Origin of the sequence: Bacillus aerius (assembly GCF_029894105.1) — a bacterium.
GTDB lineage: Bacteria > Bacillota > Bacilli > Bacillales > Bacillaceae > Bacillus > Bacillus altitudinis.
This window is the reverse complement of sequence record NZ_JARYHO010000001.1, coordinates 2641304-2667060: the sequence shown is the minus strand read 5'-3', so window position 1 is coordinate 2667060 and position 25757 is coordinate 2641304. Positions and strand designations below refer to the sequence as shown.

Below are 25757 nucleotides of genomic sequence, written 5' to 3'. Positions count from 1 at the left end.
TGTGTCAAATTTAAATATTCTGACAATTTAGGTGTTTATATGACAATTGCACTATGGATGATATAGTGAAAATGAAAAGTTGTCAACTGCCATTTTCAGAAAATTCTCTGTCTGACTTCATTATGGTAACATATAAATGCATTTATTTTTTAAGTTTTTTTGTAAGGAGTTTAAGATATGATTTATCTTGATAATAGTGCCACAACAAAGCCTTATCCAGAGGTTTTACAAGTACATCAGCAAGTGAGTGAGCGTTTTTTTGGGAATCCGTCTTCGCTGCATCAACTTGGAATTGATGCGAGCCGTCTATTAAGTGAAACGCGAAAACAAATCCTTCACTATACAGGTTTTACACAATATGAGATTATTTTTACTTCAGGTGCAACAGAAGCAAATAACATAGCCATCAAAGGGGCTGCTCTTGCCAAGATGAACCGAGGCAGACATATTGTCACAACAGCGATTGAGCATCCATCTGTCATCGAATCGTTTGAACAGCTGAAAACATTATTTGGCTTTGATATTTCCTATATTCCAGTAAATGAGCATGGCCGTGCAGATATGACGCATTTAAAAGAAGTGCTTCGCTCTGATACAGTGCTTGTCAGTCTCATGCATGTAAACAATGAAACAGGCGCGATTCAGCCGATAGAGGAAGCGGCCAGCATCATTCGGAAGTATGCCAAAGAGGCGATTTTTCATGTCGACGGCGTACAAGGAATTGGCAAGGTTCCGCTGCCTAAAGAGATGGATATTGATCTTTTAACGATGTCTGGTCACAAAATTCATGGCTTAAAAGGCACAGGAGCGCTCTTTTTAAAGAAAGGTGTAGTGCTTGCCCCATTTATCACAGGAGGAGAGCAAGAACTTGGCCTTCGCTCAGGGACTGAGAACCCTGCTGGAGCTGTCAGCTTAGCAAAAGCCATAAAGCAATCATTTGAACACTTAAACAAGCATCATGATGAGATGATCGCTTTAAAAACGGAGCTAGAGCAGCAGCTTGGAAAGATAGAAGGCGTCGTCATAAACACACCGCTGACGCATAGTGCACCGCACATAGTGAATTTTTCAGTGCCAGGTATTCAAATCGAAGTCCTTCTGCATATGCTCGAAAAAGAAGGCATTTACGTTTCGACAACGTCTGCTTGTTCTGCTAAGAAAAAGGAACCAAGCCGTGTCCTGCTGGCGATGGGAAAATCAGAAGAAGCAGCCAAAAGCAGCATGAGAATCAGTTTGACATATGGACAAGGACCAGAGCTAGCGCCGCAAATCATCACATCGATCGCACAAAGTGTGAAAAAATTAAAGGGAATGAGATAACAACATGAAGTATGACCATATTTTAGTCCGTTTTGGTGAGATTTCAACAAAAGGGAAAAATAGAAAGAAATTTATCGAAAAACTAAGACAGCATATCCGGTTTGTATTAAAAGACTTTGAAGCATTAAAGTATGCATCTGACAGAGACCGTATTACGATCATGCTAAACGGAGAAGACCCTGAACCGATTTCAGAACAGCTTAAAGGTGTATTTGGCATTCAAAGCTTTAGCCTGGCTGTAAAATGTGAGACAAATCTTGATGCCATCAAAGAAGCGGCACTCTCAGCGGTTCAGGAAGTGTATGAACAAGGAAATACATTTAAGGTCTCAACGAAACGCTCTTATAAACAATTTGAGCTTGATTCAAATGAAATGAACCGAGAAATTGGTGGACATGTTTTAAGGAATACAGACAACTTAACCGTTAATGTGAAACAGCCAGATGTTCACTTGCGAATTGAAATAAGAGAACCTGCGACGTACATTACATTTAAAGATGTAAAAGGTGCAGGCGGACTGCCAGTTGGTTCAAGCGGAAGAGCGATGCTGATGCTCTCTGGCGGCTTTGACAGCCCAGTGGCAGGCTATCAGGCAATGAAAAGAGGCATTCAAATTGAAGCGGTTCATTTCTTTAGCCCGCCTTATACAAGTGAACGTGCCAAGCAAAAGGTCATTGATCTAGCGGAATGCTTAGCTGCCTATGGAGGCGAAGTCAAGCTTCACATCGTTCCTTTTACGAAAATCCAAGAGCTCATTCACAAACAAGTACCAGAAAACTATACGATGACTTCAACGAGAAGAATGATGCTCAAAATTGCAGATAAAATAAGAGACAAGCGTGATGCGCTTGCCATTATTACAGGGGAAAGCCTTGGTCAAGTGGCAAGTCAGACACTTGAAAGCATGTATGCCATTAATCATGTCACAAACACACCGATCATTCGCCCGCTAATTGCCGTGGATAAGAATGACATTATCGAAGAAGCGAGACGAATTGGCACATATGAGACAAGCATTCAGCCATTTGAGGATTGCTGCACGATCTTTACGCCGCCATCTCCAAAAACAAAACCAAAGCTTGAAAAAGTAGAACGCTACGAAAGCTTTGCTGAATTCGAGCCAATGCTTAATGAGGCAGTGGAGCAGATCGAAACAATCGTTGTCACAAATGAAAAGAAAGCAGCTGACAAATTCGCTGATTTATTCTAAATAAAAAATTTCATAATAATTACCATAAAATCAATCGCATGAAGTCATGTGTTTCTACACATTCTATATTCACAAGGAGGTGAGAACACATGGCTCAACAAAACAGACAAAGCAGTTCTAATCAATTAGTCGTTCCAGGCGCTGCACAAGCGATCGACCAAATGAAGTACGAAATCGCTTCAGAATTTGGCGTAAACCTTGGACCAGAAACAACAGCTCGCGCTAACGGATCAGTTGGTGGAGAAATCACTAAGCGTCTTGTATCTTACGCTCAACAACATATGGGTGGCGGATCTTTTTAAGACACACAATTAAAAAGCTATGGCTTATGAGCGGGTTCATCCCCGCTCTTTTTTTTGTACATAAATTGTTAGAATATTTTTAAAAAAGAAGACGAAATGAAAAAATTATGGCATAATACTAGGAGTAGGTCCTAATTCAAGCATTTTTCAGTTATGAGTGTTAGAATAGGTAAATTGAAACATGATTCGTTTCATAGAAAGAGGCTAAAAGGAGCTGTACCATGAAAAGAGAAGACTTAATTGCACCAGAACAATATAACTTAGTCAGTGAGATTGAAGCGTTCAGTCATGACCAGGAGAAAATCGCCCTGCACTGGCAGGACGGAAATGGCCATGAAGCGCATGTGACATATGCAGCATTAGTGGAAGAGGCGAATAAAATTGGTCATGTTCTATTAAATGCAGGCTTTAAAAAAGGCGATAAAATCATTGTGATGGTGCCTCGTATGCTAGAGGCATACAGCATTTATTTAGCCATTTTAAAAACAGGAATGGTTGTAATTCCTTGTTCAGAAATGCTTCGCGCTAAAGATATAGATTACCGAATTGAACATGCAGAAGCAAAAGGAGCGATTGTTTACGCATCATTCATTCAATCGTTTGAAGGAACCAACCAGCCAAAAGATTTCAAAACATTCTCGATTGGTGAGAATGATCATGGCTGGACAAACATTGTTGCGCAAAAGGAAGAGCAGTCAAGCGAGTTGAAATTGGCAGACACAACACGTACGGACATGGCGTTTCTCTCTTATACATCAGGCACAACAGGTAACCCAAAAGGGGTTGTTCATACACACGGCTGGGCGTATGCACATTTACGTACTGCGGCCAAAGCATGGCTCTCCATTAATGAAGGGGATAAAGTATGGGCAACAGCAGGACCAGGCTGGCAAAAATGGGTGTGGAGTCCTCTCTTATCTGTTTTAGGAAGCGGAGCAGAAGGTTTTGTTTATGGAGGGAAATTTAATCCGAATACTTACTTAGAGCTGCTTCAAAAAAATGAAATCAATGTTCTATGCTGTACACCAACAGAATATCGATTTATGGCAAAAGTGGATGACCTCAGTCAGTACGAGCTACCAACATTGCATAGTGCTGTTTCTGCGGGAGAGCCGCTCAACCGTGAAGTCATCGATACGTTCAAAAAACATTTTGATATCGAAGTGCGAGATGGTTACGGGCAAACAGAAAGCACGCTGCTAGTCGGGGTGCTGAAAGGAATGGACATCAAGCCAGGCAGCATGGGCAAACCAACACCTGGCAATGAAGTAGAGATCATTGATGAGAATGGCCAGATCTGTGCTCCAGGAGAAATAGGTGACATTGCCGTTCATCTTGAAACGCCGGCTTTATTCAAGGAATACTACAAAGATGCAGAGCGTACAAAGGCGCAGCGCCGCGGGGATTACTTTATTACCGGTGACCGAGCGAAAAAAGATGAAGACGGGTATTTTTGGTTTGAAAGCCGCAGGGATGACATCATTGTCAGCTCAGGTTATACAATTGGTCCATTTGAAGTCGAAGATGCACTGATTAAACACCCAGCAGTGAAAGAATGTGCGGTTGTGGCAAGTCCAGATGAAATCAGAGGATCAATCGTGAAAGCATACGTCGTCCTGCGTGATGCATCTGCACAAAGCGATGAGCTGATTAAAGAACTGCAAACACACGTGAAAAATACAACAGCACCGTACAAATATCCAAGAGAAATCGAATTCATTGACGAGCTACCAAAAACTCCGTCAGCGAAAATTCGACGTGTCGAGCTGAGAGAAAGAGAGCTTGCACGAAAATCATCATGACAATAAAAACAATAAGCGTCTGGATGGAAAATCATCCAGCGCTTTTTTTATTGGACAAATCAAATATGTAAAATTCGTTCATGATGTTTTATGTTAAAATGTGTAAGGATGACTTGAAAAGGAGAATGTTCTGAAAATGTCGATTGCGATAATTCATGGGATTGTGCTTGCCTTTGGCCTTATTTTACCTTTGGGCGCACAAAATGTATTTGTATTTCAGCAAGGAGCCCTTCAGCCTCGATTATATCGCGTACTGCCTGTGGTCATTACAGCTGCTCTCTGCGACACACTTTTAATTACTTTAGCTGTCATTGGGGTTTCGGTTGTTGTACTCACCATTCCTATCTTGCAAATGGGTCTTTTTATCATTGGATTTTTCTTTTTACTTTATATGGGATGGTCAGTTTGGAACACGAGCTCCGCAACAGGTAATCAAGAAAAGATGGACCTGATGCCTGTGAAAAAACAAATCATATTTGCCTGTTCCGTTTCACTTTTAAATCCTCACGCGATTCTCGATACAATAGGAGTGATAGGAACGAACTCTCTTCAATATCATGGGGCGGAAAAGGTGGCATTTACCGCAGCCTGTATCATCGTCTCGTGGTTATGGTTTATGGGTCTTGCCCTTCTCGGGAAAATGTTAGGAAAGCTAGATACAAACGGCAAGTGGATGAACCGGATCAATAAAGCCTCTGCGGTCATGATCTGGCTAGTTGCATTATATATCGCCTATCAGCTTATTGGATAAAGGATACATAGAGCAAAAGAGACGTGATGCATGAAAATGAGTGCTGAACATGTCATAGGAAAAAGCGTTGGATGGAAAACATCTGGCGCTTTTTTGTTGACTACTATCTCGGGAGAAGCTTTAGTTACATCCTGTTCATTTTTATCAGACATGCTGACGATTCAATTACCTGAAGGAAATGATATCAAGTAGGAGATATGCTACATTATTTATAGTGGTTTTTTTTGGTAAATAAGCCTCTTATGCCATTTTCCATAAAAAGGTATAATTTTTATGGGATTTATTAAAGGAGGCTACATAATGAAAGTAAGGAAGATGCTTGTTGTTTTATTATTCATTTCACTTCTATGCGGACAATATCCTGTGGGGAAAGCTGTTAGCATAGAAGAGGATATGCCTTTTGAAAAGATACAAAACAATAAAGTGGCTGAAAGGCTCATAAAAAAAACAAAAAAGAGCTTTCAATTTTTACAGGCAAAAGAAATAGCCTACAAAAAAGGGTATCAATTAAATGGAGAAAGTGTAGCAGTTCATTTGAATGATGCTAAAGCGAATGTTGTTTATTTTTATCTAACAAAGAAGAAAGCAGATAATCGGCTAGTAAGCACAGCATCATTTATTTCAATTTCACTAAGTCAGATAAAGTCCCATTATATTCAACTTGCGGAATACGATGAGCAAGGTAATTTACACTCATATTTCATTCAAAATGGAAAGTTGAAGAATGAGTTTCATATCAATCCAAATGGGGAGTTTTTAAAAGGATCTTTTACCTATGGTGAAAACGGTGCGAAAAAAGATATGATGGAATTAAATAGAAAAATTATGAATGCTGAAGATTCGGAAATTCAAACGAGCTTTAATTGGAACAAATTTTGGAGTTGTTTAAAAAAGAAAAGTGGCCCGAATGAATCTCTTCCGCTTCGTTCAATGGTTCTTGGGGCTTGTTATTATGTTTGTTTAACAGGACCTGTTGGTTGTATAGCATGTACAGTCATTAATGCAGGAATATCGGCTGGGATAGCAGGTTATTGTGTGAAAAAAGTTTGGTGAATTGGAGGTTTTCAAATGGCTCATAAAGAACAGCGTAAAGGGGCAGTGCTTGCTGTCTTTGATACATTGACGTTTGGTGTACCAGTCTTGTTGTGGAATTTATATAAGAATACGAATAAAACATTGAAGCTGATGATCCCGATTATTCCAATAGTAGGTTTCATCACGTATCTTTTGGCATCTCTTTAATGTGTTCAAAAATCATTTGCATGAGCGATACGCTCATGCTTTTTTCATTCGATCATTTTTTGAAGATGGTTTGATTTAATAGACGGAGAGCTTGTACGATATCATCCATTTGATTTTGGTCAGAGGAAGAAAGGCTGTCCATGAGCATGGATTCAATTTGTTGAAATGCTTTGTCCATACACGCACGGCCTTTTTTAGACAGCATAATGACATGTTTTCGCTTGTCATCTTTATCTGCTTGTCTATCAATGAATTGTTTTTCGTGAAGCTTTTTCAATTCTCTGCTGACATTCGGAAGAGACATGTGCTGACAATCGGCGATTTCACTAGGTGTTAGCGGCTCACTGACGGCTAACTGCTCCAGAATCAAATATTGTAGAGTGGTTAGATCAGATGGTTTGATCTTGCTCATCATAGCATGTTTCAGCTCAGAAAAAGTAGAAGCAAATGTGACAAACTCTTTGAAAAAATGTGGGTTTTTCATCATTTTTCACCTCCTACGTACCATACCAAATTTGTTATCAAAAAACAATTATCATTTGACAACTAAAAAAGAGGGGTGTATGCTTTTTGTTATCAAATGATAACTAAAGGAGACAAGCCATGAATGTACTCATTATTTATACTCACCCCCATCACAATAGTTTAAATGGTGCTTTTTTAAAAGAAATCCTAAAGGGCAGTGAAGAAAATCCAAACGTTCAAGAAGTGAGAATCATAGATTTATACCAAGACAAATTTGATCCTGTACTTATTTTTAATGAAGAGAAAAAAAGACGTGATATGCATAAGGACCCTGAGATTCAAGAATATCAAGAGAAAATCAAATGGGCAGACAACATCGTGTTTGTTTATCCGATTTGGTGGGGGAGGCCGCCAGCCATGCTACTTGGTTTTATTGATCGCATGTTTGCAGCGAATTTTGCTTACCGTCAAACAGGCGGGCTGCTTCCAGAAGGCTTGTTAAAAGGAAAGAGGGCTGTATGTGTATCGACAATGCAAGGACCGACCCACTACCCTTTCTTCTTTTTGCAAAATGCCCACAAGGTGTTAATGAAACGAGCTCTTTTACAATATGTCGGGATTAAGCCGGTGAAGTTCTTTGAATTTGGCATGATGGAAAGTCCGAAAGGGAAGCATGACGTGAAATTAAAACGGATATACAACTATTTTCGGAATAGCAGCTCATAAAACCACATTCCTTGAGTCACTTTTCTTCTAATTTGAACCTGTTATGTTTTAAAATGACAGAGAGAGTGAGTGACTCATTCTCTTTATTTGAAAAGGGGGATATGGATGAAGAAAACATTGTTTAAAGATGCGGCTCTTATCACACTTGATCCATCTTTAGGTTTTCTGGAGAAGGGAGATCTATTAATTGAAGGGGCACATATTTTAGAAGTCGGACCTTCGATTGAAGTAAGCGGTGCTGATGTTGTTGATGCGTCTGACATGGTCATCATGCCAGGGCTTGTGGATACCCATCGTCATGTGTGGCAGTCTGTCATACGGGGAATCGGAACAGATTGGTCTTTGCAAACGTATTTGAGCAAAATTTATTATGGCAACTATGGGGCGATGAGACGTCCATCAGATGATCGAATTGCTAATTATTTAGGCGCATTAGAGGCATTAGATGCAGGAGTAACCACGTTTTTCGACTGGACGATGATCAATTCTATGGATCATACAGAAGAACTCATTGGAGGTTTAAAAGATGCGGGTATTCGAGCGGTCTTTGGTTTTGGTACCTCTGGAGATGCAGCGTATTGGGACAGAGAGAGTACGCTCACGAATATGGAAGACGCAGCCCGCGTGAAACAAAAACATTTTCAATCATCGGATCAGCTGTTGACGATGGGACTTGCCATTCGTGGACCTGAATTTTCTTCATGGGAGACGACCGTCTTTGAAATTGAAACAGCGAGATCACTAGATGCATTATGCAGTATGCACATTGGCTTTGGAAATTGGGGAGCGGCGGATCGATCGATTGAGCGGCTTCATCAAGCAGGGCTGCTCGGGCCTGATTTGAATATGGTGCATATCAATGCAATTGATGCAGATCAAATGAAGATGTTAGCTGACAGCGGAAGCTCCATCTCTATTACACCTGAGATTGAAATGATGATGGGACACGGATATCCTGTCACAGGGCTCGCCATTGAAAATGGCGTTCTGCCAACGCTTGGTGTAGATGTGGTGACAGCGACAGGCGGAGATTTATTTACTCAAATGAAATTCGGACTACAGGCGGAACGAGCGATTCAAAATCAATCTTTATTGATGGAAGGGACGATGCCAGGGCCTGAACTTGGATTGTCTGCACAGCAAATGCTTGAAGCAGCCACAATAAACGGGGCTCGTGCCTTGAAGCTTGATGACAAAATCGGCTCACTCACACCTGGAAAAGAAGCTGACTTTATCTTGATCGATCGGACAAGCATGAATCTTCTTCCGATGACAGATCCAGCTGGGGCAGTTGTGCAAACGGCACACCCTTCAAATGTTGATTCTGTCTATGTGGCTGGAAAAGCAGTGAAACAAAATGGGAAGCTAGTTGGAGTGAACGTAGAAGAGATCAAACAAAAAGCTTATGCGGCAAGAGATCATATTTTATCGCATCAGTTTGAATCAACAAAATGACGTGCAATATCCCCATAGGCCACTGCCTATGGGGAATACTTTACAACGATTCTTTAATGACTTTTTTATAATATTGGACAGATAGGAATCCGAAGACGGAGTATAAAACGGTATAAATCGCCATGACAATTAGCATAGGTGTCCACAGTTCGCTGCCAAATAAAAACCAGCCAGATTGTACAGCAAAGTAGCTGTGCAAGAGCCCGACGAGAAGCGGAATGCCAAAGTTGAAAAGCTGTTTGAGCCGAATGCCTTTTAAGAGATCTGTCTCCGTAAAACCAAGCTTACGCAGAATCGTGTATGAGCTTTGTTCCTCTTCGCTCTCATTCATCTGTTTGAAGTATAAAATACAGCCTGATGTCACAAGGAAGCTGAGACCTAAAAATCCAACTACAAACATCATCAGTCCGATGGTTTGTTTTTGCTGCTGAGTGGTAGCAAATCTAGACATGCTTTCATCACTCAATTTCGCAGACATAAAGACGTCATTGGCTTGTTCAACTTTTCCCTCATCTTTGATATTGATCGCAATATATTGGTTATTCTCAAGCTGCAGTTTAGGGTCTTTGTTTTGATCGAGCTGCTCAAAGACGTTTTGACTGACGACAGCAACAGGTAGGCCGCCAGAAGTAAACTGGTAAGAGATTAAATGATCCTTTTTCATATCAATTACTTTTAAATCAATTGGTTTTTTTATTAAAAGTTTCACATCACCAGAGCTTTTAATCGGCATGAATTTTTTCAATAAATCATTGTAGCCGCTTAACATGACTTCGTTGTTCTCCACATGAATATTTGGTACGTTTTTCTCGCTGATCACAGGTAGTGTTAAGACTCCTGGAGCTTTATTCACACTGCTTAACTTCGTATCGATGATCTGATTTGCATCAAAATCGGCTTGAATGACCTCGAACTGCTTTTTCTCATAGGCAATATGCTGATTAGAAAGTGCACGAGTGAAAGTGCCAGCATCTTTCTCTGGTCCCATGACAAAATGTGCTGGAATTTGCTGTTCAGCTGTTTTTTCTGCTGAGTAGTAGGAAATATAGCTGAGTGATAACAAACCGATGGCAAGTGCAGATACGGTAGTAATAATCGTTAACAGCAATGCATTTGATTTTAAACGGAACATGATCGACGATAAAGACAAGACTTCATGAATGGCAAGGTAGCCATTTTTTCTTTTTCGTACGATATTGGCAATGAATGAAACAGAGCCTTTATAGAACAGAAAAGTACCAATAATGACAGAACCTAAAATATAGATCATGGCTAAAAATAACGAAAACATCGATGTGTATGAGCCACTAAAAAGCTGAGAAGAAATGTAATAGCCTGAGCTGATAAAGGCAATGCCTAGAACCCCGATGATGATTTCAAAGACAGAGATTTTTTTAATACGCTGCTCTGTAGAAGAGGTTGTTCTAAATAAAGCTAAGATCGTTTGCTTCTGAATAAAACGTCTATTTCTTAGCATGATGACAACATAAATCAAGAGAAACACGATGATTGTTTGCAAAAGAGCCGTGCCAGAAAAATGAAGATTGGCAATTGCATGAACACCTGTCACTTTAAATAGAACCATCAGCATCAGCTTTGAACCGATAAATCCGGCCAATATTCCAATAGCCATCGAAATCATATAGAGGATAAAATTTTCTGCATGGAGCAGCTTGGCAATTTTTTGTTTCGTCATTCCAATGAGCTGCAAGAGACCGATTTCTTTTCCTTTACGTTTGATGAAAATGCTATTTGCATATAAAAGGAAGATGCCGACGATGGCGATCAGCAGAATAGAAGCGGCTTTAATGGATGCACCGCCTTTAATAGACCCTTTCACATCATCAAGTGCTGGTGAATACTGCAAGGTGACAAAGGAAAAATAGAGCGCCACACTAAATACAAGTGCAAACACGTATAAATAGTAATTTTTTAAGTTTTTCTTCAGATTGCGGAAGACGAGCTGATTAATGTTCATGCTTCACACCGCCTAAAACACCTTGCGTTTTCATAATATCCTCGAAAAACATCTTTCTCTCTAATGCGCCTTTATTCAATTGTGTATAGATCTGTCCATCTTTGATAAAAATCACTCGTCTTGAATAACTGGCTGCAACAGGGTCATGCGTCACCACGACAATGGTTGCTTTGCGCTTGTGATTGAATTCTTGCAGCTTGTTCAGTAAGTCAGACGCAGATTTGGAATCAAGTGCTCCGGTTGGTTCATCAGCAAAAATGAGGCTTGGTTCATGAATAAAGGCACGTACCGCAGATGTCCGTTGCTTTTGTCCACCAGACAATTCATTTGGATATTTGTCTCTTAGTTCATAAATCCCCATATCCTCTGCAAGCTGTTGAAAGCGTTCAAAAGCTTCTTTTTTAGGCGTTTTGGAGATGGATAATGGCAAGAGGATGTTCTCTTTAACCGTGAGTGTATCAAGTAAGTTATAATCCTGAAAAACAAAGCCAAGCTGTTTCTTTCTAAATTCAGCGAGCTGCTGATCTTTCATTTGCGTCATTTCTGCATCTGCGATCCGAATCGATCCGCTGGACACATGATCAATCGATGACAATACGTTCAAAAGGGTCGTTTTCCCCGAGCCTGATGGCCCCATGATGCTGACAAATTCTCCAGCTTCTATCGTCAAATCAATGCCTTTCAGCACCTCTTGTTTATTGAATTTATTTCCATAGCTTTTATATAATTTACGAGCTTCTAAAATGTTCATCTGTCGAACCCCTTTTTTATTTAATTGATATCTCTAGTATAAAAAGAAGCCGATCAGACTTCCTGCGATTTGGCGAACAAAACAGACGAGCATGTGACATTGTTGTCACATGCTCGCAATATGAACAAAATCATTCTTTTTCGGAAAGATAAAGGTGAAAGTTGTCCCTTGATCTAATGTGGAGTTGACCTCGATTGTGATATGAAGAGCGTCAGCTCCCTTTTTTGTTAAATAGAGCCCCATGCCTGTGGAGGCCGTGTCATTGTGATGTCTTGTGGAGGTAAAGCCTTTTTCAAAAATACGGGACACGTCTCTTTGGTCAATTCCTCTGCCTTGATCTGTGATGGTGAGCACCACTTGTTCGTTCATTTGTTTGCTTTCGATGATAATGTCAGATGATTGGCTGTACTTGACGGCGTTTGTCAGCACTTGTCTGATCATAAAGGATAACCATTTTGTGTCACTTAATACGTCTCGCTCTTCTAATAAAAGGTCAAAGCCAATTCCTTTTTGCATACACCACGATTGGAGCGCTTTGATTTCTTTCGTTAGCATGTTTTGGAGATCTAGTTTTTCAATAAATAAATCATTTTCAATATGTTGGATCCTGCTTTGATGCAGCTGTGCATCAAGGAGTAAATGTATTCTAAGCCATTCATATGTCATATTTGATTTGAGCGGCTGTTCTGTTATGCGGTCAATCATTAAGTGCATCGCCGTGAGCGGCGTTTTCACCTCATGTATCCATGAGAGCAGTTCATCTTTTTCTTCTTCCAGCGCAGTCTTTTGCTTAGCCGTCATCTGGCGGTATCGGTCGATTTGCTCTGACGTTGCCTCCTGTACAATTTGTTCAAAGGGGGAAGAGGGTTTGAGACGTATTTGATGGTCTATGTTTTCATCCCATTCTTTCAGTTGCATGTAATAAGCAGTTTCTTTCCGATAACGAAAAAAAAGAAAAACAATGAAGAGTAATGTAGACAAAAGCACGATATAAAAAAGAGAAGCGAGTGGAATCGTTGTATCCAAATATGCAACAAAGAGAATGAGAAGCTGCAAACTAAGAAAGAACAAGATCCAGCTTCGTCGTTCTTTTAGAAATGCTTGCAGCATCATTGATCATCCTTTTCCTTTGCAAGATAACCTTGACCCACTTTTGTTTCAATGAAGGCGCCAAGGGAGATTTCGTCTAGTTTTTTTCTAAGGCGGTTGACGTTTACAGTGAGTGTATTGTCACTCACGAATCGTTCATCGTCCCATAAAGCTTGGATGAGAGATTCCCTTTTGACGATATGGTTTTTATGTTGAATCAATTCTTTGAGAATAAAAAACTCATTTTTTGTTAATTCAACCTCACCGTTTTCATTTGTCACTGTATTATTTTCGAGATCAAGGGTAGCGCCGCACCAAACTTTTAAGTTGGCTGGTTCCGCATTATAATCATGGACTCGGCGAAGAACAGCACTTACTTTGGCGATGAGAACGTCAAAGTGAAAGGGCTTTTGTACAAAATCATCAGCTCCAAGCTGCATCGACATGACCATATCAGCAGGATGATCACGAGAGGAAAGAAAGATGATGGGCACATTAGAATGATGCCGAATCATCCGGCACCAATGAAATCCATCGTACTTTGGCAGCTGAATATCAATAATGACTAAATCAGGCTGGATGGAAGTGAACTCCTGCATGACCTGTTGAAAATTGTTGATCCCATACACATCATAAGACCAGTTGACTAAACGTTCTTTGATTTCTTGGAAGAGGGTTGTATCATCCTCAATCAGCAAAATTTTAAACAAAACGAGCACCACACTTTTTGAATTACTTGTACATCATTGTAGCGGAAAACAGGCACTCCCGCTAGAAGCAGACAGCAAAAAAGCAAGGGAAGAGATCCCTTGCTTCGGTTTATTTACCTAAAAAGTGCTTTTTAAAGAATGATAATTGATATTCAAGTGTGAGTGGGTCATTAAAGTAAAACTCTTCCGCATTTGCTTCATACACACGATGTTTTTTCACAGCAGGAATAGACTTATAGATTTCACTGTTTTGATAGGAATTGTCCATCTCGCTGTTTTTGCTAATGATCATATAGTCTCCGGCAAATTCAGGGATGACCTCTTGTGATACCGCATAATAGCCAGCTTTTAATGCTTTTTCTTTTACTTTTTCCGGCATTTTTAGTTTCATTGCTTGGTAGAGGATTTCTGTTCCGCGTCCCCACGCATCTCCAAAGACGTAAAGATCTTTTGTGCCGCTTTCAAAGACAGATACGGTTGCATCTTCACCAATTTTTGCTTTGATTTCTTTGCCAGCTTCAGCTGCACGCTGTTTGAAATCCTTGACCCATGCTTTTGCTTCTTTTTCTTTGTTTAAGACTTTTCCAATTTCAATATGCTGCTGAAGGTAATCGACTTTGTTATACGTGAATAAAACGGTAGGGGCGATTTTTTTCAGTTTTTCTACATTTTTTGCACCGCTTAAACCGATGATGACATCAGGCTTTAGCTTCATGATTTTTTCTACATTTTCATCGGATACTTCTTCCACATTTTTTAATTTCTTTTGGAAACGTGGATTCTTTTTTGACCAAGAGTCAACGCCCACAAGGTTCACACCAAGTGACAAGACATTTCCTGTATAAGAGGCGAGAACAACAACACGTTTTGGATTTGCTGGCAGCTTCACAGGTCCATTTTCAGATTGATATGTAATCGTGTCTGATGACGTTGATTGCTTTCCTTTATTTGAGGAAGAGTTGCTGCTATTGCCACATGCGCTCAACGCAAGTACGAAGATGAGCATCAGAGGGAACAATATTTTCTTCATGAATGTAAACTCCTTTGAAATCGGCACATCAGCCGTGTATTTGGTTGTATGAGTGATAATGATAATTATTATCACTCAGATATCATACCATAGAAGTGAGGTTTGTTGTCAATGATATTTTAGCAGTGGATAGAGGAATAATGATAGAAAGAAAAAAAGATCAAGGCAGTGTATGACCTGATCTTTTTTCTTATTTAAACCAGCCTTTTTCTTTGGAACGAGTGATGGCTTCAATTCGGTTTTTGACTTCTAGTTTATCTAAAATAACGGATATGTAGTTTCGCACAGTGCCGCTTTTTATGCTGAGTTCCTTGGCGATTTCTTTTGTGTTTTTTCCGTCTGCGACGAGTTCTAGAACAGACTTTTCTCGTTCAGTTAAAGGATTTTCGTCGCTGTACAAGTCTTCCATTAATTCAGGGGCGTACACCTTTTTCCCTTTCATCACGCTGCGGATGGCACTTGCCAAATCTTCGCTTGGGCTGTCTTTTAACATGTAGCCGCTAACGCCAGCTTTCAGTGCTCTTTGAAAATAGCCAGAACGGGCAAAGGTTGTTAAAATGATGATCTTCACATCAGACTTTTTGAGTTCTTCAGCGGCATCGAGACCAGATTTCCCGGGCATTTCAATATCCATTAAACAAATATCGACCGGATGTTTTTGAGCAAAATCAATGGCGTCCTGGCCGTTTGTGCCTTTTCCAACAACCGTCATATCGTCTTCTAAATCAAGAAGCGATCCAAGAGCACCGAGCAGCATTTGCTGATCCTCTGCGATAAAGATGTTAATCATTTTATTTCCTCCTTATCTTTCGCTGCTGAATCATTTGGAATACTCATGATCAGCTTCGTCCCGTCTTTTGTTTCAATGTGCAGGCGTCCATTTGCAAATTCCAATCTTTCTCTAATCCCTAAAAGGCCATGTCCCTTTGTTTGAGAGGATGGATCACCGCCTTTAAATGTGCCGTTATCCTCAACTGTAATGACAACTTCCTTTGACTTTTGATGAATGGTGATTTGACAGACAGTGGCATCGCTATGTTTGACGACATTCGTTACGGCTTCTTTAATGCACATGCTCACAATGTTTTCGTTCAGAAGAGAGACGTGTTTCGGCGCTTCCTTTTCATCATAAATCATGTCAATATCGGCGGCTTCAAGGATTTGCTTGATGTTCAATATCTCATCTTTGATCCGAATGCCTTTCATGGAAGAAACAATTTTCCGCACTTCATTTAGAGACGTTCTAGCTGTCTGCTGAACACTCTTTAGTTCGGCACGAGCCTGTTCAGGATCTTTATACACGAGCTTACGGGCAAGGTCACTCTTTAAACCAATAAGAGAGAGTTTTTGTCCAAGTGTATCATGCAGGTCACGAGCAATGCGCTGTCTTTCTTCAAGTTTGACAAGATCGGCGATCCGTTCATTGGCATTTTCTAATTTCTCTTCAAGGCGTTCACGTTCTTTTCGGCTTCGAATGCTGAGAGGGAGCAGAATGGCACTAATAAGTGTGATCACAACAAAAGGAATTTGTGTGAGAAACCATCCCTTTTTTAAAATCAAGCTAAAGTTCACTGCTACGGCGGCGCTCCCTAGATGAATATAGTATAAGATATAAAAAGGGACTTTTCTTTTAATGTGCCCATTGAAATAGGCGATACAAAAAGCAAAATAAATGTAGCTGTAGAGCATCACATAGCCTGTAGAAATCGCAATCAATAAAAGACCGAAGACATATAAAGACCAGCCTTTTGCGACAAAGGCAAAACGATACACTCCGAAAAAAACCACGTTCAAAATAATGCCAATGACAATACCTAAAGTCGTAGGCGTCTTTAAAATAAAATAGAAGGGCAGGATGAAAAAAATGGCCCATATATAGGGGGAAATCCCATGCAATTTTTGAATTTTAAACTGTTTTTTCATCCGTGTGCCACCTTTTCCGTTTTCGTTCTTTCCTTACTTTATCAAATTCAACTTACGGTTGCATCCTGTAAATGGCAACAAGCTCCTTCTAGAGTAAGAAAGAGCTTGCACCAATTATGCATTTTTCTTCAGAATGTCTCCTTTAATGACAGGTGCGGGCATCTTCTTAGATTGCCGTGCTTCTTTAAAGGTAACGAATGCTTTCGTTTCTTCATCCCAAAGTCTAAATTTCATTGATTCGATACTTGTTTTTAAAGTGATGGTTGGAACATTTTGAAGCGGCTCACTATGATCATGTGCATGCTCCAAGTGATAATTCGGTACCCTCGGACTTAAATGATGAACATGGTGATAGCCGATATTGCCTGTTAACCATTGAAGAAGCTTTGGCAATTTGTAAAAAGAACTGCCTTCTACTGCCGCCTGCACATAATTCCAATGTTCATCTTCTTCAAAGTAAGAATCTTCAAATGTATGCTGCACATAAAACAGCCATACGCCGATTGATCCTGAGATCAGGAAGATTGGACCTTGGACAAGCAGGAACTCCTGCCAGCCAAAAAGAAGACACGTTGCAGCTGCTAGTGCAATGATGCTCACGTTTGTGAAATACGTGTTCCAGCGCTCTTTTTTACGAGCATTTTTGACGTTGAAACGGTTTTTTAAAAGAAAAACAAAGATCGGTCCTAAAATAAACATCACAAAAGGATTACGGTAAAATCTGTAGCGAAACTTCGTCCAAGCTGATGCTTCTTGATATTCTTTGACTGTCAGGAGCCAAATGTCGCCAGTACCTCGTTTGTCTAGATTACTGCTTGTGGCATGGTGAATTGAATGATCTCTTTGCCATTGAAGATAAGGGAAAAGGGTGAGTACGCCCGTTACAAAACCGAACAGGTGATTCAGCGGCTTCTGTTTAAAAAAGGATTGATGGCAGCAGTCGTGAAAAATAATAAAGACACGTACTAAAAAACCAGCTGCAATCACCGCAAAGAAGAGGGTTAAAAGGTAGGAGATGTTCAGGCTATAATAGGCAAGAAACCAAAGCCCCAAAAATGGAATGAATGTATTAAAGAGTTGAATGATACTTTTTTTCGAATTAGCACCAGAGAATTGGCCAACTTGTTTTCTTAAAGTGGCTTGCTGCTGTGTGTTTGTTGAAGTCGTCATGAACGTTCAAGTCCTTTCCGTTTCTTTCTACTTCAAAGTATAGAAGGAAAGGTGTCATGCTCATAGTAGCACCCATCATGTATTCAATATGACATTTGTCATGTTGGACGCGGGAAAGGCTGATGGTTCAAGGGTTGTAAGCTTATTTTATTTTAAATAAAAAAAGTAAAGGCGCTTAGCCTTCACTTTTTATGCACGTGCTTCATGTACTTTTAACTGCTTGCCTTTAATCGTTGTGTGGCGCATGGCATTTAGCACAAGAGGGCCTTTGCCATTTAAAATATCTACATATGTTTTCGTTTCCTGAATGGTAATAATCCCAATGTCATCAAAAGCAACGCCTTCTATTTTGGCGATCGTTCCAACGAAATCCACAGCCCGGAGTTTCTTTTTCTTCCCGCCGTTAAAATACAGCTTCATAATATCCTTCTCTACGCCGGCCTGTTTATTTTCCTTTTGAATAGGGGTTTCAATCTTCTCTTCAAAGCTTGCCACGTGCTGCTCTGCTTCTTCTTTTGTAGGATAAGGCTGAGTCTGAAAATGAATACCAGCTTCCTCTTTTAATTCTTCAATGAGCGGCTGCCCGTGCCTTGTCATAAACGCAATCGTTTTCCCGCTTTTACCCGCTCTGCCAGTTCTTCCGGTCCGATGAATATAGCGTTCTTTTTCATATGGCAAGTCGTAATGAATGACATGTGTCATATCACTGACATCAATTCCTCGGGCTGCAATATCTGTTGCGATCAAATAACGGAATTCTCCGTTTTTGAATTCATCCATGACAGCAAAGCGGTCTTCCTGCCTCATCCCGCCATGAATCTTATCGCAAGGAACATCCCACTCATCCAGCTTCATCGTCAGCTCATTCACTCGCTCCTGCGTATTGCAAAAAATAATACAGCTATCTGGATTTTCAATGACAATTGTTCGTTGAAGTAATGAAAACTTGCCTTCTTCCTCGGTTTCAATCAAGGTGTGGGTGATATGCTGCTTCGTCGTTTCCTCCCGAGCAATCTCTATCACTTTTGGCGATTGTAAAAACTGCTCACTCAAATCCTTCATTTCATCAGACATCGTCGCTGAAAATAACATCGACATCCGCTTTGGCGGCAGATGCTGAATAATAGAAGAGACTTGATCAATAAATCCCATGTTCAGCATTTCGTCTGCTTCATCTAACACGAAAAATGACAGATTGTCTAAAGAAAGTGTCCCTTTCTCAAGGTGATCCAAGACTCGTCCCGGTGTTCCGCACACAATGTGGTTTTTTTGTGCAAGCTCTATTTTTTGTGCTTGAAATGGAGCTTTTCCATAAATGGCGGCCGCTTTGATTCGTTTAAATCGTCCGAGGCTGGTCAGATCCTGTTTGACCTGCATGGCAAGTTCTCTTGTTGGGACGAGGATGAGGGCTTGAGGTTTATTTTCAGCCCAATCGACCATTTCACAAATCGGCAGACCATAGGCTGCCGTCTTGCCGCTGCCAGTTTGAGATTTGACGATCAGATCCTGTTTTGAAAAAGCAACGGATAATGTCTCGTGCTGGACGGGTGTAGGTGTATGGAAATGAAGCGCTTCTAGCGCTTGTTTCAATTCATCGCTTAATGGATATTGATCAAAATGTTGTAATGGCATCGTGTTCTCCTTTTCGTACATGTATACTTGTGACATCATACCATATCTTTTCAAAGACACCATGACCTTGAATGAAAAGGCATGAAAAAAAGCCCCGTAAAGGAGCTTTCAGCGTGTAGACAAACCCTCGCATTCGGTGTCAGATTTGCGCTCCGGTACTCACGAATGTCAAATTCGCTCCGTTCCGGTGCTCACTCTTCCTAGACTTCAAAGGTTTTCTATCACGCTGAAAAGAAAACAAAAGCCCCTTAAAGGAGCTTTTTGATTAAAGGAATCTGCGTTTTACTTTTTCCCAATAGGAGTTATCTTTTAATTTGACCGTTTTGATCACTTTACCAGAAAGGCCAATATCAATTTGTTTGACATGTTTTGTACCTAGCGCTTCGTTATCAAGACCGATAATCGGATGGTCGTTACCGTCCTGAACAACCTTTAGTGTCAGCTTGCGGTCACTGCTTAAAATGAAAGGAGCTCCAAGTGTACGGTATGAGTTGTTATTCAGCGATGCCAGCTCGGTTACTTGCATACACGGAAGCATCGGATCCACCACGGCGCCGTTGACCGATTTATTGTAGGCCGTTGAACCGGTTGGAGTAGAAATAATCATCCCGTCGCCTCTAAAGGTCTCAAAATGGAAATCATCTATATACACATCGATGACAAATGTTTTAATGATGCTAGAGCGGATCGACAGTTCGTTTAAGCAATGGAACTGGTTAGTACTGTCAACGCTTACATCGATGATCGGATATTTTCTCACTTCAATCTGTTCAGTGTTCATGGCATCAATCATTTTATCAAAATGTTCTAACGAAAAATCGCAGTATAGGTGCGAATTCTCTGTTTTTGATACCCCTACATACAAGCAGTCATCCCGGAAGTTCGTTTTGCGAACCGCTTGAAGAAATGTACCATCTCCGCCAATTGAAGCAATGATATGGGCATCTTCTGCACGCTTTACGACGTGAAAGCCTTGATCGGTAGCGAGCTTCTCCAGAGAAGAAATGTGTCCATCCAATTCATGATCTTTTTTGTAAAAGAAAAATACATTGCGACGATTGTCTGTCATTGACGTTCTCCCCTTTGTTGTCAAAAATAGATTTCGAGTAGTAAAGGGCTTACATAGAAAACCCTTGCTCACATTTTACACTTTTTTCATATGAAAGTAAAAATATTAGAAAGACGCTTCATCATGATAGAGGCTTCCATTTGAGAAATGAGTCATTGTAAGTGATTAGACAACGCTGACTTTGAGCATAATTTAATAGCTCATTTTGGAGGATAGAGAGGTCTGGGCGTTTCGTTGTGGAGATGATCTGATCTATTAGATGTAGGGAGAGGAAAAAATTACCAATTTTTCGTCATGATGAGCAAATGATAGAAGATGTAAAGTTGATCGTCATTTCACATCGGTGCTATCATATGTTGAAATGAAATGTAAAAAAACCACAGTTCCTGTGAAACATTTCATGTGTGTATTCGTATGAACGAAGTGAGACAAAAAGGAGGAGAAAGAAATGAATGCGAAAAGATGGGTAGCCTTAATCATTGCACTTGGTGTTTTCGGCTTTTCGATTGTGATTAGTATCACGACGGCCTTGTATGAAAGCTTCAATGATAATAAGATGAGCTATCAATTCGGGGACGAAATCGAAGAAAAGGTACTAGAAGATGGCAGCGGTGCGAGTAAAATTGCTGTACTTGAGATTAATGGCACGATTCAAGATAACGGCGGTGCATCCAGCCTTCTAGGCGGGGAAGCATATGATCATCGTGCGTTCTTAAAAGAATTAGATAAAGCAAAAGACGATGCGTCTGTGAAAGGTGTCTTGCTGCGCGTCAACTCTCCTGGCGGCGGTGTCTATGAAAGTGCTGAAATACATAAAAAATTAGAAGAAGTAAAGAAAGCGAAGAAGCCAATTTATGTTTCCATGGGTTCAATGGCGGCTTCTGGCGGCTATTATGTATCCACTCCAGCGAAAAAAATCTTTGCTTCACCTGAAACGTTAACAGGGTCTCTCGGGGTCATCATGCAAAGTTTGAATTATGCAAAGCTGGCAGATAATTTAGGCATCAAATATGAAACCATTAAAAGTGGAAAATTCAAAGACATCATGTCCCCAAATCGTGATATGACAAAAGATGAGCGAGACATCATGCAAAGCATGGTTGACAACTCTTATGAAGGCTTTGTGAAAGTCATCTCAGAAGGACGTGGCATGTCTAAGCAGGACGTCAAGAAAATTGCTGACGGCCGAATCTATGACGGAACACAGGCGAAATCGAACGGATTAGTGGATGAGCTTGGGTACTATGAAGATGCTCTAAAAGCAATGAAGAAAAATGAAAAAGGGTTAAAAGGAGCGACAGTGATCAGCTATTCTCAAAGCTTCGGCTGGAACTCTCTTTTCAATATGAGTGCAAGTAAGCTCTTTAAAAGCGAAATTGATTTTCTGAACTTAAAAGAAACACTGGCTGGCTCAAATGGGTCTAAACCGATGTATCTCTATTCAAAATAAAGGAGGGATCATAGATGGATTCTACATTCGATGAAGTAACGGAAAGTCGCAGCCAAGAGGGAGAATCAAGGCCGACTCTTGCGAAGCGCACTTCAATTGAAGCGCAGGCCTTTGCAGGTTTCTGGATTAGATTCTGGGCATTTATCCTAGATTGGCTCGTCGTATGGGGTATTAACCATTTGACGGTTTCTCCAATCTTTAGTCTCTTTGGCTGGTCAAAAGGTGGAGGCTGGTTTTCCCCATTTTCCGTCACAACCACAATTGTCTTTCTGCTTTATTTTGCGATCATGACGAAGGTTTTCCAACAAACACTTGGAAAGATGGTGTTTGGAATCAAAGTCGTCTCACTTCAGCCGGAGAAGAAGCTGTCATGGGATGTCATTTTCTTTAGAGAAATTGTGGGGCGATATATTAATACGCTTTTTGTTCTCTATGCTGTGGTTGGGTTCACGCCGAAAAAGCAAGGGGTTCATGACTACTTTGCAGATACAGTGGTTGTTCATGAACATTTATATGAAAAAACAGAATCAAACGCATAATCAAAGAGAGTTTGGCCGGGTACCGGTCAAACTCTTTTTTTTGGTGATTGGGTATAAAATCCAGAAGGAGAGCCATAATCGTAGAGGAAGCATCATTTGTTATGGAGGAAGTGAGCACAGTGCTGTACGTTTGGATTGCAGCTTTTTTGTTCCTTGTGATCTTATTGATCTTTATGAAAGTGACCATTTCACTGGACTATTCACATGCAAATGACAATGACCATATTGCGGTGAAGATCATCACCTTATATGGAATCGTCAGACTGAAGAAAGACATTCCGATGGTGAAAGTGAATACGGAAGATCAAACGATTGATATTCGTGAAAAGAAAATGGCCAGCACCAAAACGCCTAATCAAGAAAAAGAAACCATGCATAAAAAAGTGGGAAAACGTGATGTAAAGGAGATCCTTCATCAAATGGAGCGTATTACAAAAGAAATTGTCGATCTAAACCGGATCATGCGAACGTTTTTCATTCATATAAAAATCGTCTCATTTCACTGGTCCACATGGATTGGTTTTCATGACGCAGCTTTAACAGGTGTAGCAGCCGGTGGTGTGTGGTCAGTCAAAGGAGCACTTCTTGCCTTTATGCAGGAGCACCTCACCTTTAAGCACAAACCCGTCTATGAAGTGATTCCCGCTTTTCAGCACAAAGTATCACAGACACACTTTGCATGTATAGCTTATTTTCGGATTGGACATGCTATGCTTGCAGCCATTCGATTACTTGTCCATTGGTTAAAAGGGAGAAAGGCGAGAAAAAATGCCTCTCTTCAAGCAACGAAGAATGAATCATCTGTTTAAGGAGGAACCCGAACATGGCAGATCATCCAATCCAAGGTCTGATGAAGACAGCGATGGAAAACTTAAAAGAAATGATTGATGTGAACACGATCATCGGCGATCCAGTCGAAACCCCTGACGGCAGTGTCATTCTCACTGTGTCAAAGGTTGGTTTTGGATTTGCAGCCGGCGGCAGTGAATTCAACGGTAACCAAAAGAAAGAAAAACGGTCTGATGAACAAGAACGGAAAGAACCGAGACTCCCATTTGGAGGCGGAAGCGGTGGGGGAGTATCGATTACACCAATCGCCTTTTTAATTGTGGGAACAAATGGCGTACGAATGCTTCATTTGGATGAACACACACATCTGCTCGATAAAATATTGGATTCTGCTCCTCAAGCAATTGAACGTCTTCAGCACATGTTTAAGAAGGATGAACGGGAGCATCGTCACAAAGAACGAAAACTAGATGACATAGACCTTTAAAAAGTTAGCTGCCCTGCAGTTAACTTTTTTTCAAAATGGACGATTAGGCTTTGCAGTTTTTTGCTTTCTCTACTATGATAGAACCATACATTTGATAAGGGAGGAATTGTTTTGGCATCGATCACATTTAAAGGGAGCCCAGTAACGCTTGTAGGAAATGAAGTGAAAGTAGGCGAGCAGGCTCCAGATTTCACGGTATTAACGAACTCACTAGGGGAAGTTTCACTTTCTGATTTAACAGGAAAAGTGACGATTATCTCAGTGATTCCTTCTATTGATACAGGTGTGTGTGACGCACAAACAAGACGTTTCAATGAAGAGGCAGCCGGTTTAGGTCCGGTCAATATCTATACCATTAGTGCAGACCTACCATTTGCACAAGCACGCTGGTGCGGAGCAAACGGAATTGAAAATGTCGAAACATTATCTGATCATAGAAATATGTCATTTGGTGAAGCGTTTGGTTTATATATGAAAGAATTGCGTTTATTGGCGCGTGCGGTCTTCGTATTAGACCCAAGCGGAAAAGTGGTTTACACTGAGTACGTAAGCGAAGCAACCAATCATCCAAATTATGAAAAAGCCATTGAGGCTGCGAAATCACTGTTATAAAAGCAGCATCGACAAGAGCTCCGGCTTCATACTGGGGCTCTTTTCAATGAGAACATATAGCTTTTAACAAAGCGAGGAGAGAAAAGCATTGCAGAAAGATCAAGTGAGTACGATTTTTGAGCTGCTCGATACAGCTTCAATTCGTTTAAAAAAGGAACAGAACATTTCCTATATTGAAGCATTGGCAGAAGCAGGAGAAGCCTTTTTCCAGGCAAATGATCGAAACGGTTTACTAAAAGATTTAATAGAGAAAGCAGATTTCACCTCTTATGATCATGAGCAGATTCGTAAAGCGTTTCAGCTCGCCGTATTAAAAGGACAAAAGGATATTTCACATCCAAACCGGCAGATGACACCTGATACAATTGGTCTGTTTGTCAGCTATTTGGTCAATAAATTTTTAGAAGGACAAAAAGAGCTGGTTGTCTTTGATCCAGCAGCGGGAACAGGGAATTTACTGCTTGCGGTCCTCAACAATGTAACAGCAGAAACAACACGCGGTTTTGCCTCTGAAATTGATGACGTGCTCATTAAAATTGCGTGGGCACAAGCGAACTTAGAAGAAAAAGAAGTAGAGCTATTCCACCAGGACAGCTTAGAGCCGCTTCTTATCTCACCAGCAGATGTTGCTGTATGTAGTCTTCCTGTCGGGTTTTATCCAAATGATGAGCGCGCTAAAGACTATGAATTAAAGGCAAAAGAAGGTCATTCCTTTGCGCATTATTTATTCATTGAGCAAAGTCTTCGTTATACGAAAGAAGGCGGCTTCTTATTCTTCATCATTCCAAATGATTTGTTTGAAGGAAAAGAAAGCGTACAATTAAAGGATTTCATCAAAGAACATGCATATATGAATGCGTTAATTCAGCTGCCAGTCTCTATGTTCAAAGACAAAAAGCATGCCAAAAGCTTATTTGTGATGCAAAAGAAAAAAGAGGGGCTCGAAGCACCGAAACGTATGCTATTTGCCAATCTGCCATCTTTCTCACAGAAGGAAGCGATGGTTGGCGTCATGAGAAAATTAGACCAATGGTTTATAGAAGAAAAAGAAACGAAAGAATAGCCAGAGTGATGTCTGGCTATTTTATTATTCAGAAAATAACGACTTATTGATGTAAGCGGTAACAGTTCGAAGGTGTACTTGAAATGCAAAGTTTTCAATGTTTAAATGAAAAAGTCAGATATTTTTCGGACTTATCGTTAAACTATAAAAGACCCGTTCAAACAGGTTGAATATAGCACCGAAAAAACGTGA

26 protein-coding genes are annotated in these 25757 nt (G+C 40.5%); 15 read left to right on the top strand and 11 right to left on the bottom strand.

Annotated features, from left to right (window positions below):
- Positions 1–177: 177 nt before the first annotated feature.
- The 7 genes from M2353_RS13740 (at position 178) to M2353_RS13710 (ending at position 6627) form a co-directional block, all read left to right on the top strand.
- On the top strand, positions 178–1320 hold the full coding sequence (locus tag M2353_RS13740) for a cysteine desulfurase family protein (protein ID WP_045034165.1): 1143 nt from the start codon (positions 178–180) through the stop codon (positions 1318–1320).
- 4 nt (positions 1321–1324) lie between these two features.
- Positions 1325–2530, top strand: a complete 1206-nt coding sequence (gene thiI / locus M2353_RS13735) for a tRNA uracil 4-sulfurtransferase ThiI (RefSeq protein ID WP_284725585.1) — start codon at positions 1325–1327, stop codon at positions 2528–2530.
- 89 nt (positions 2531–2619) lie between these two features.
- Positions 2620–2832 carry an alpha/beta-type small acid-soluble spore protein gene (locus tag M2353_RS13730; RefSeq protein ID WP_003216385.1) on the top strand — a complete coding sequence of 71 codons (213 nt, stop codon included), beginning with the start codon at positions 2620–2622 and terminating at the stop codon, positions 2830–2832.
- Positions 2833–3053: 221 nt separating this feature from the next.
- A complete protein-coding gene (gene mbcS / locus M2353_RS13725; protein ID WP_047945286.1) occupies positions 3054–4634 on the top strand; it encodes an acyl-CoA synthetase MbcS in 1581 nt (526 codons plus the stop codon).
- A gap of 136 nt (positions 4635–4770) precedes the next feature.
- Complete coding sequence (locus M2353_RS13720) at positions 4771–5385, top strand: LysE/ArgO family amino acid transporter (RefSeq protein ID WP_217967913.1); 615 nt, start codon at positions 4771–4773, stop codon at positions 5383–5385.
- Between the two features lie 300 nt (positions 5386–5685).
- Complete coding sequence (locus M2353_RS13715) at positions 5686–6438, top strand: hypothetical protein (protein ID WP_284725584.1); 753 nt, start codon at positions 5686–5688, stop codon at positions 6436–6438.
- A gap of 15 nt (positions 6439–6453) precedes the next feature.
- Positions 6454–6627, top strand: coding sequence for a hypothetical protein (locus M2353_RS13710; RefSeq protein ID WP_284725583.1), 174 nt, complete (start codon positions 6454–6456; stop codon positions 6625–6627).
- Positions 6628–6679: 52 nt separating this feature from the next.
- Here M2353_RS13710 and M2353_RS13705 read toward each other — a convergent pair whose 3' ends face one another.
- Positions 6680–7111 (bottom strand): MarR family winged helix-turn-helix transcriptional regulator, encoded by a 432-nt coding sequence (locus M2353_RS13705; RefSeq protein WP_144680059.1) that lies wholly within the window; start codon positions 7109–7111, stop codon positions 6680–6682.
- A 119-nt stretch (positions 7112–7230) separates the two neighbouring features.
- Between M2353_RS13705 and M2353_RS13700 the strand changes: the two genes are divergently transcribed.
- Entirely contained in the window at positions 7231–7818 is a 588-nt protein-coding gene (locus tag M2353_RS13700) for an NAD(P)H-dependent oxidoreductase (RefSeq protein WP_284725582.1), read from the top strand.
- Positions 7819–7923: 105 nt separating this feature from the next.
- On the top strand, positions 7924–9273 hold the full coding sequence (locus tag M2353_RS13695; RefSeq protein WP_025207791.1) for an amidohydrolase family protein: 1350 nt from the start codon (positions 7924–7926) through the stop codon (positions 9271–9273).
- A 40-nt stretch (positions 9274–9313) separates the two neighbouring features.
- Here the strand turns inward: M2353_RS13695 and M2353_RS13690 are convergent, their stop codons facing one another.
- The 10 genes from M2353_RS13690 to M2353_RS13645 form a co-directional block, all read right to left on the bottom strand.
- On the bottom strand, positions 9314–11251 hold the full coding sequence (locus M2353_RS13690; protein ID WP_284725581.1) for an FtsX-like permease family protein: 1938 nt from the start codon (positions 11249–11251) through the stop codon (positions 9314–9316).
- The gene (locus tag M2353_RS13685; RefSeq protein ID WP_284725580.1) at positions 11241–12002 is read right to left on the bottom strand and encodes an ABC transporter ATP-binding protein; all 762 of its coding nucleotides are present in this window, start codon (positions 12000–12002) and stop codon (positions 11241–11243) included. The genes M2353_RS13690 and M2353_RS13685 overlap by 11 nt, the downstream gene beginning before the upstream one ends.
- A 105-nt stretch (positions 12003–12107) precedes the next feature.
- Positions 12108–13112 (bottom strand): sensor histidine kinase, encoded by a 1005-nt coding sequence (locus M2353_RS13680; protein ID WP_284725579.1) that lies wholly within the window; start codon positions 13110–13112, stop codon positions 12108–12110.
- Positions 13112–13801, bottom strand: a complete 690-nt coding sequence (locus M2353_RS13675) for a response regulator transcription factor (protein ID WP_047945292.1) — start codon at positions 13799–13801, stop codon at positions 13112–13114. The genes M2353_RS13680 and M2353_RS13675 overlap by 1 nt, the downstream gene beginning before the upstream one ends.
- A 109-nt stretch (positions 13802–13910) precedes the next feature.
- Positions 13911–14831: an iron-hydroxamate ABC transporter substrate-binding protein gene (locus M2353_RS13670; RefSeq protein WP_041506723.1), complete on the bottom strand. Its 921-nt coding sequence runs from the start codon at positions 14829–14831 to the stop codon at positions 13911–13913.
- Between the two features lie 190 nt (positions 14832–15021).
- Positions 15022–15621: a response regulator transcription factor gene (locus M2353_RS13665; protein ID WP_007501749.1), complete on the bottom strand. Its 600-nt coding sequence runs from the start codon at positions 15619–15621 to the stop codon at positions 15022–15024.
- Complete coding sequence (locus tag M2353_RS13660; RefSeq protein WP_284725578.1) at positions 15618–16754, bottom strand: sensor histidine kinase; 1137 nt, start codon at positions 16752–16754, stop codon at positions 15618–15620. The genes M2353_RS13665 and M2353_RS13660 overlap by 4 nt, the downstream gene beginning before the upstream one ends.
- Before the next feature lie 114 nt (positions 16755–16868).
- Positions 16869–17924: a Delta(5) desaturase DesA gene (desA, locus tag M2353_RS13655; protein ID WP_169056760.1), complete on the bottom strand. Its 1056-nt coding sequence runs from the start codon at positions 17922–17924 to the stop codon at positions 16869–16871.
- Positions 17925–18113: 189 nt separating this feature from the next.
- Positions 18114–19556, bottom strand: coding sequence for a DEAD/DEAH box helicase (locus tag M2353_RS13650; RefSeq protein WP_284725577.1), 1443 nt, complete (start codon positions 19554–19556; stop codon positions 18114–18116).
- A gap of 265 nt (positions 19557–19821) precedes the next feature.
- Positions 19822–20625 carry an NAD kinase gene (locus M2353_RS13645; RefSeq protein WP_008343132.1) on the bottom strand — a complete coding sequence of 268 codons (804 nt, stop codon included), beginning with the start codon at positions 20623–20625 and terminating at the stop codon, positions 19822–19824.
- A gap of 448 nt (positions 20626–21073) precedes the next feature.
- On the opposite strand from M2353_RS13645, the gene sppA reads away from it, so the two are divergent.
- The 6 genes from sppA (at position 21074) to M2353_RS13615 (ending at position 25565) form a co-directional block, all read left to right on the top strand.
- Positions 21074–22075 carry a signal peptide peptidase SppA gene (gene sppA, locus M2353_RS13640; RefSeq protein WP_024718673.1) on the top strand — a complete coding sequence of 334 codons (1002 nt, stop codon included), beginning with the start codon at positions 21074–21076 and terminating at the stop codon, positions 22073–22075.
- Between the two features lie 14 nt (positions 22076–22089).
- The gene (locus tag M2353_RS13635) at positions 22090–22614 is read left to right on the top strand and encodes an RDD family protein (protein ID WP_284725576.1); all 525 of its coding nucleotides are present in this window, start codon (positions 22090–22092) and stop codon (positions 22612–22614) included.
- A 101-nt stretch (positions 22615–22715) separates the two neighbouring features.
- Positions 22716–23423 carry a DUF2953 domain-containing protein gene (locus M2353_RS13630; protein ID WP_034647385.1) on the top strand — a complete coding sequence of 236 codons (708 nt, stop codon included), beginning with the start codon at positions 22716–22718 and terminating at the stop codon, positions 23421–23423.
- A 14-nt stretch (positions 23424–23437) separates the two neighbouring features.
- The gene (gene ytfJ, locus M2353_RS13625) at positions 23438–23890 is read left to right on the top strand and encodes a GerW family sporulation protein (protein WP_007501733.1); all 453 of its coding nucleotides are present in this window, start codon (positions 23438–23440) and stop codon (positions 23888–23890) included.
- 111 nt (positions 23891–24001) lie between these two features.
- Positions 24002–24502, top strand: coding sequence for a thiol peroxidase (gene tpx, locus M2353_RS13620; protein WP_284725575.1), 501 nt, complete (start codon positions 24002–24004; stop codon positions 24500–24502).
- Between the two features lie 88 nt (positions 24503–24590).
- Entirely contained in the window at positions 24591–25565 is a 975-nt protein-coding gene (locus M2353_RS13615) for a class I SAM-dependent methyltransferase (protein ID WP_226650676.1), read from the top strand.
- Positions 25566–25757 lie beyond the last annotated feature (192 nt).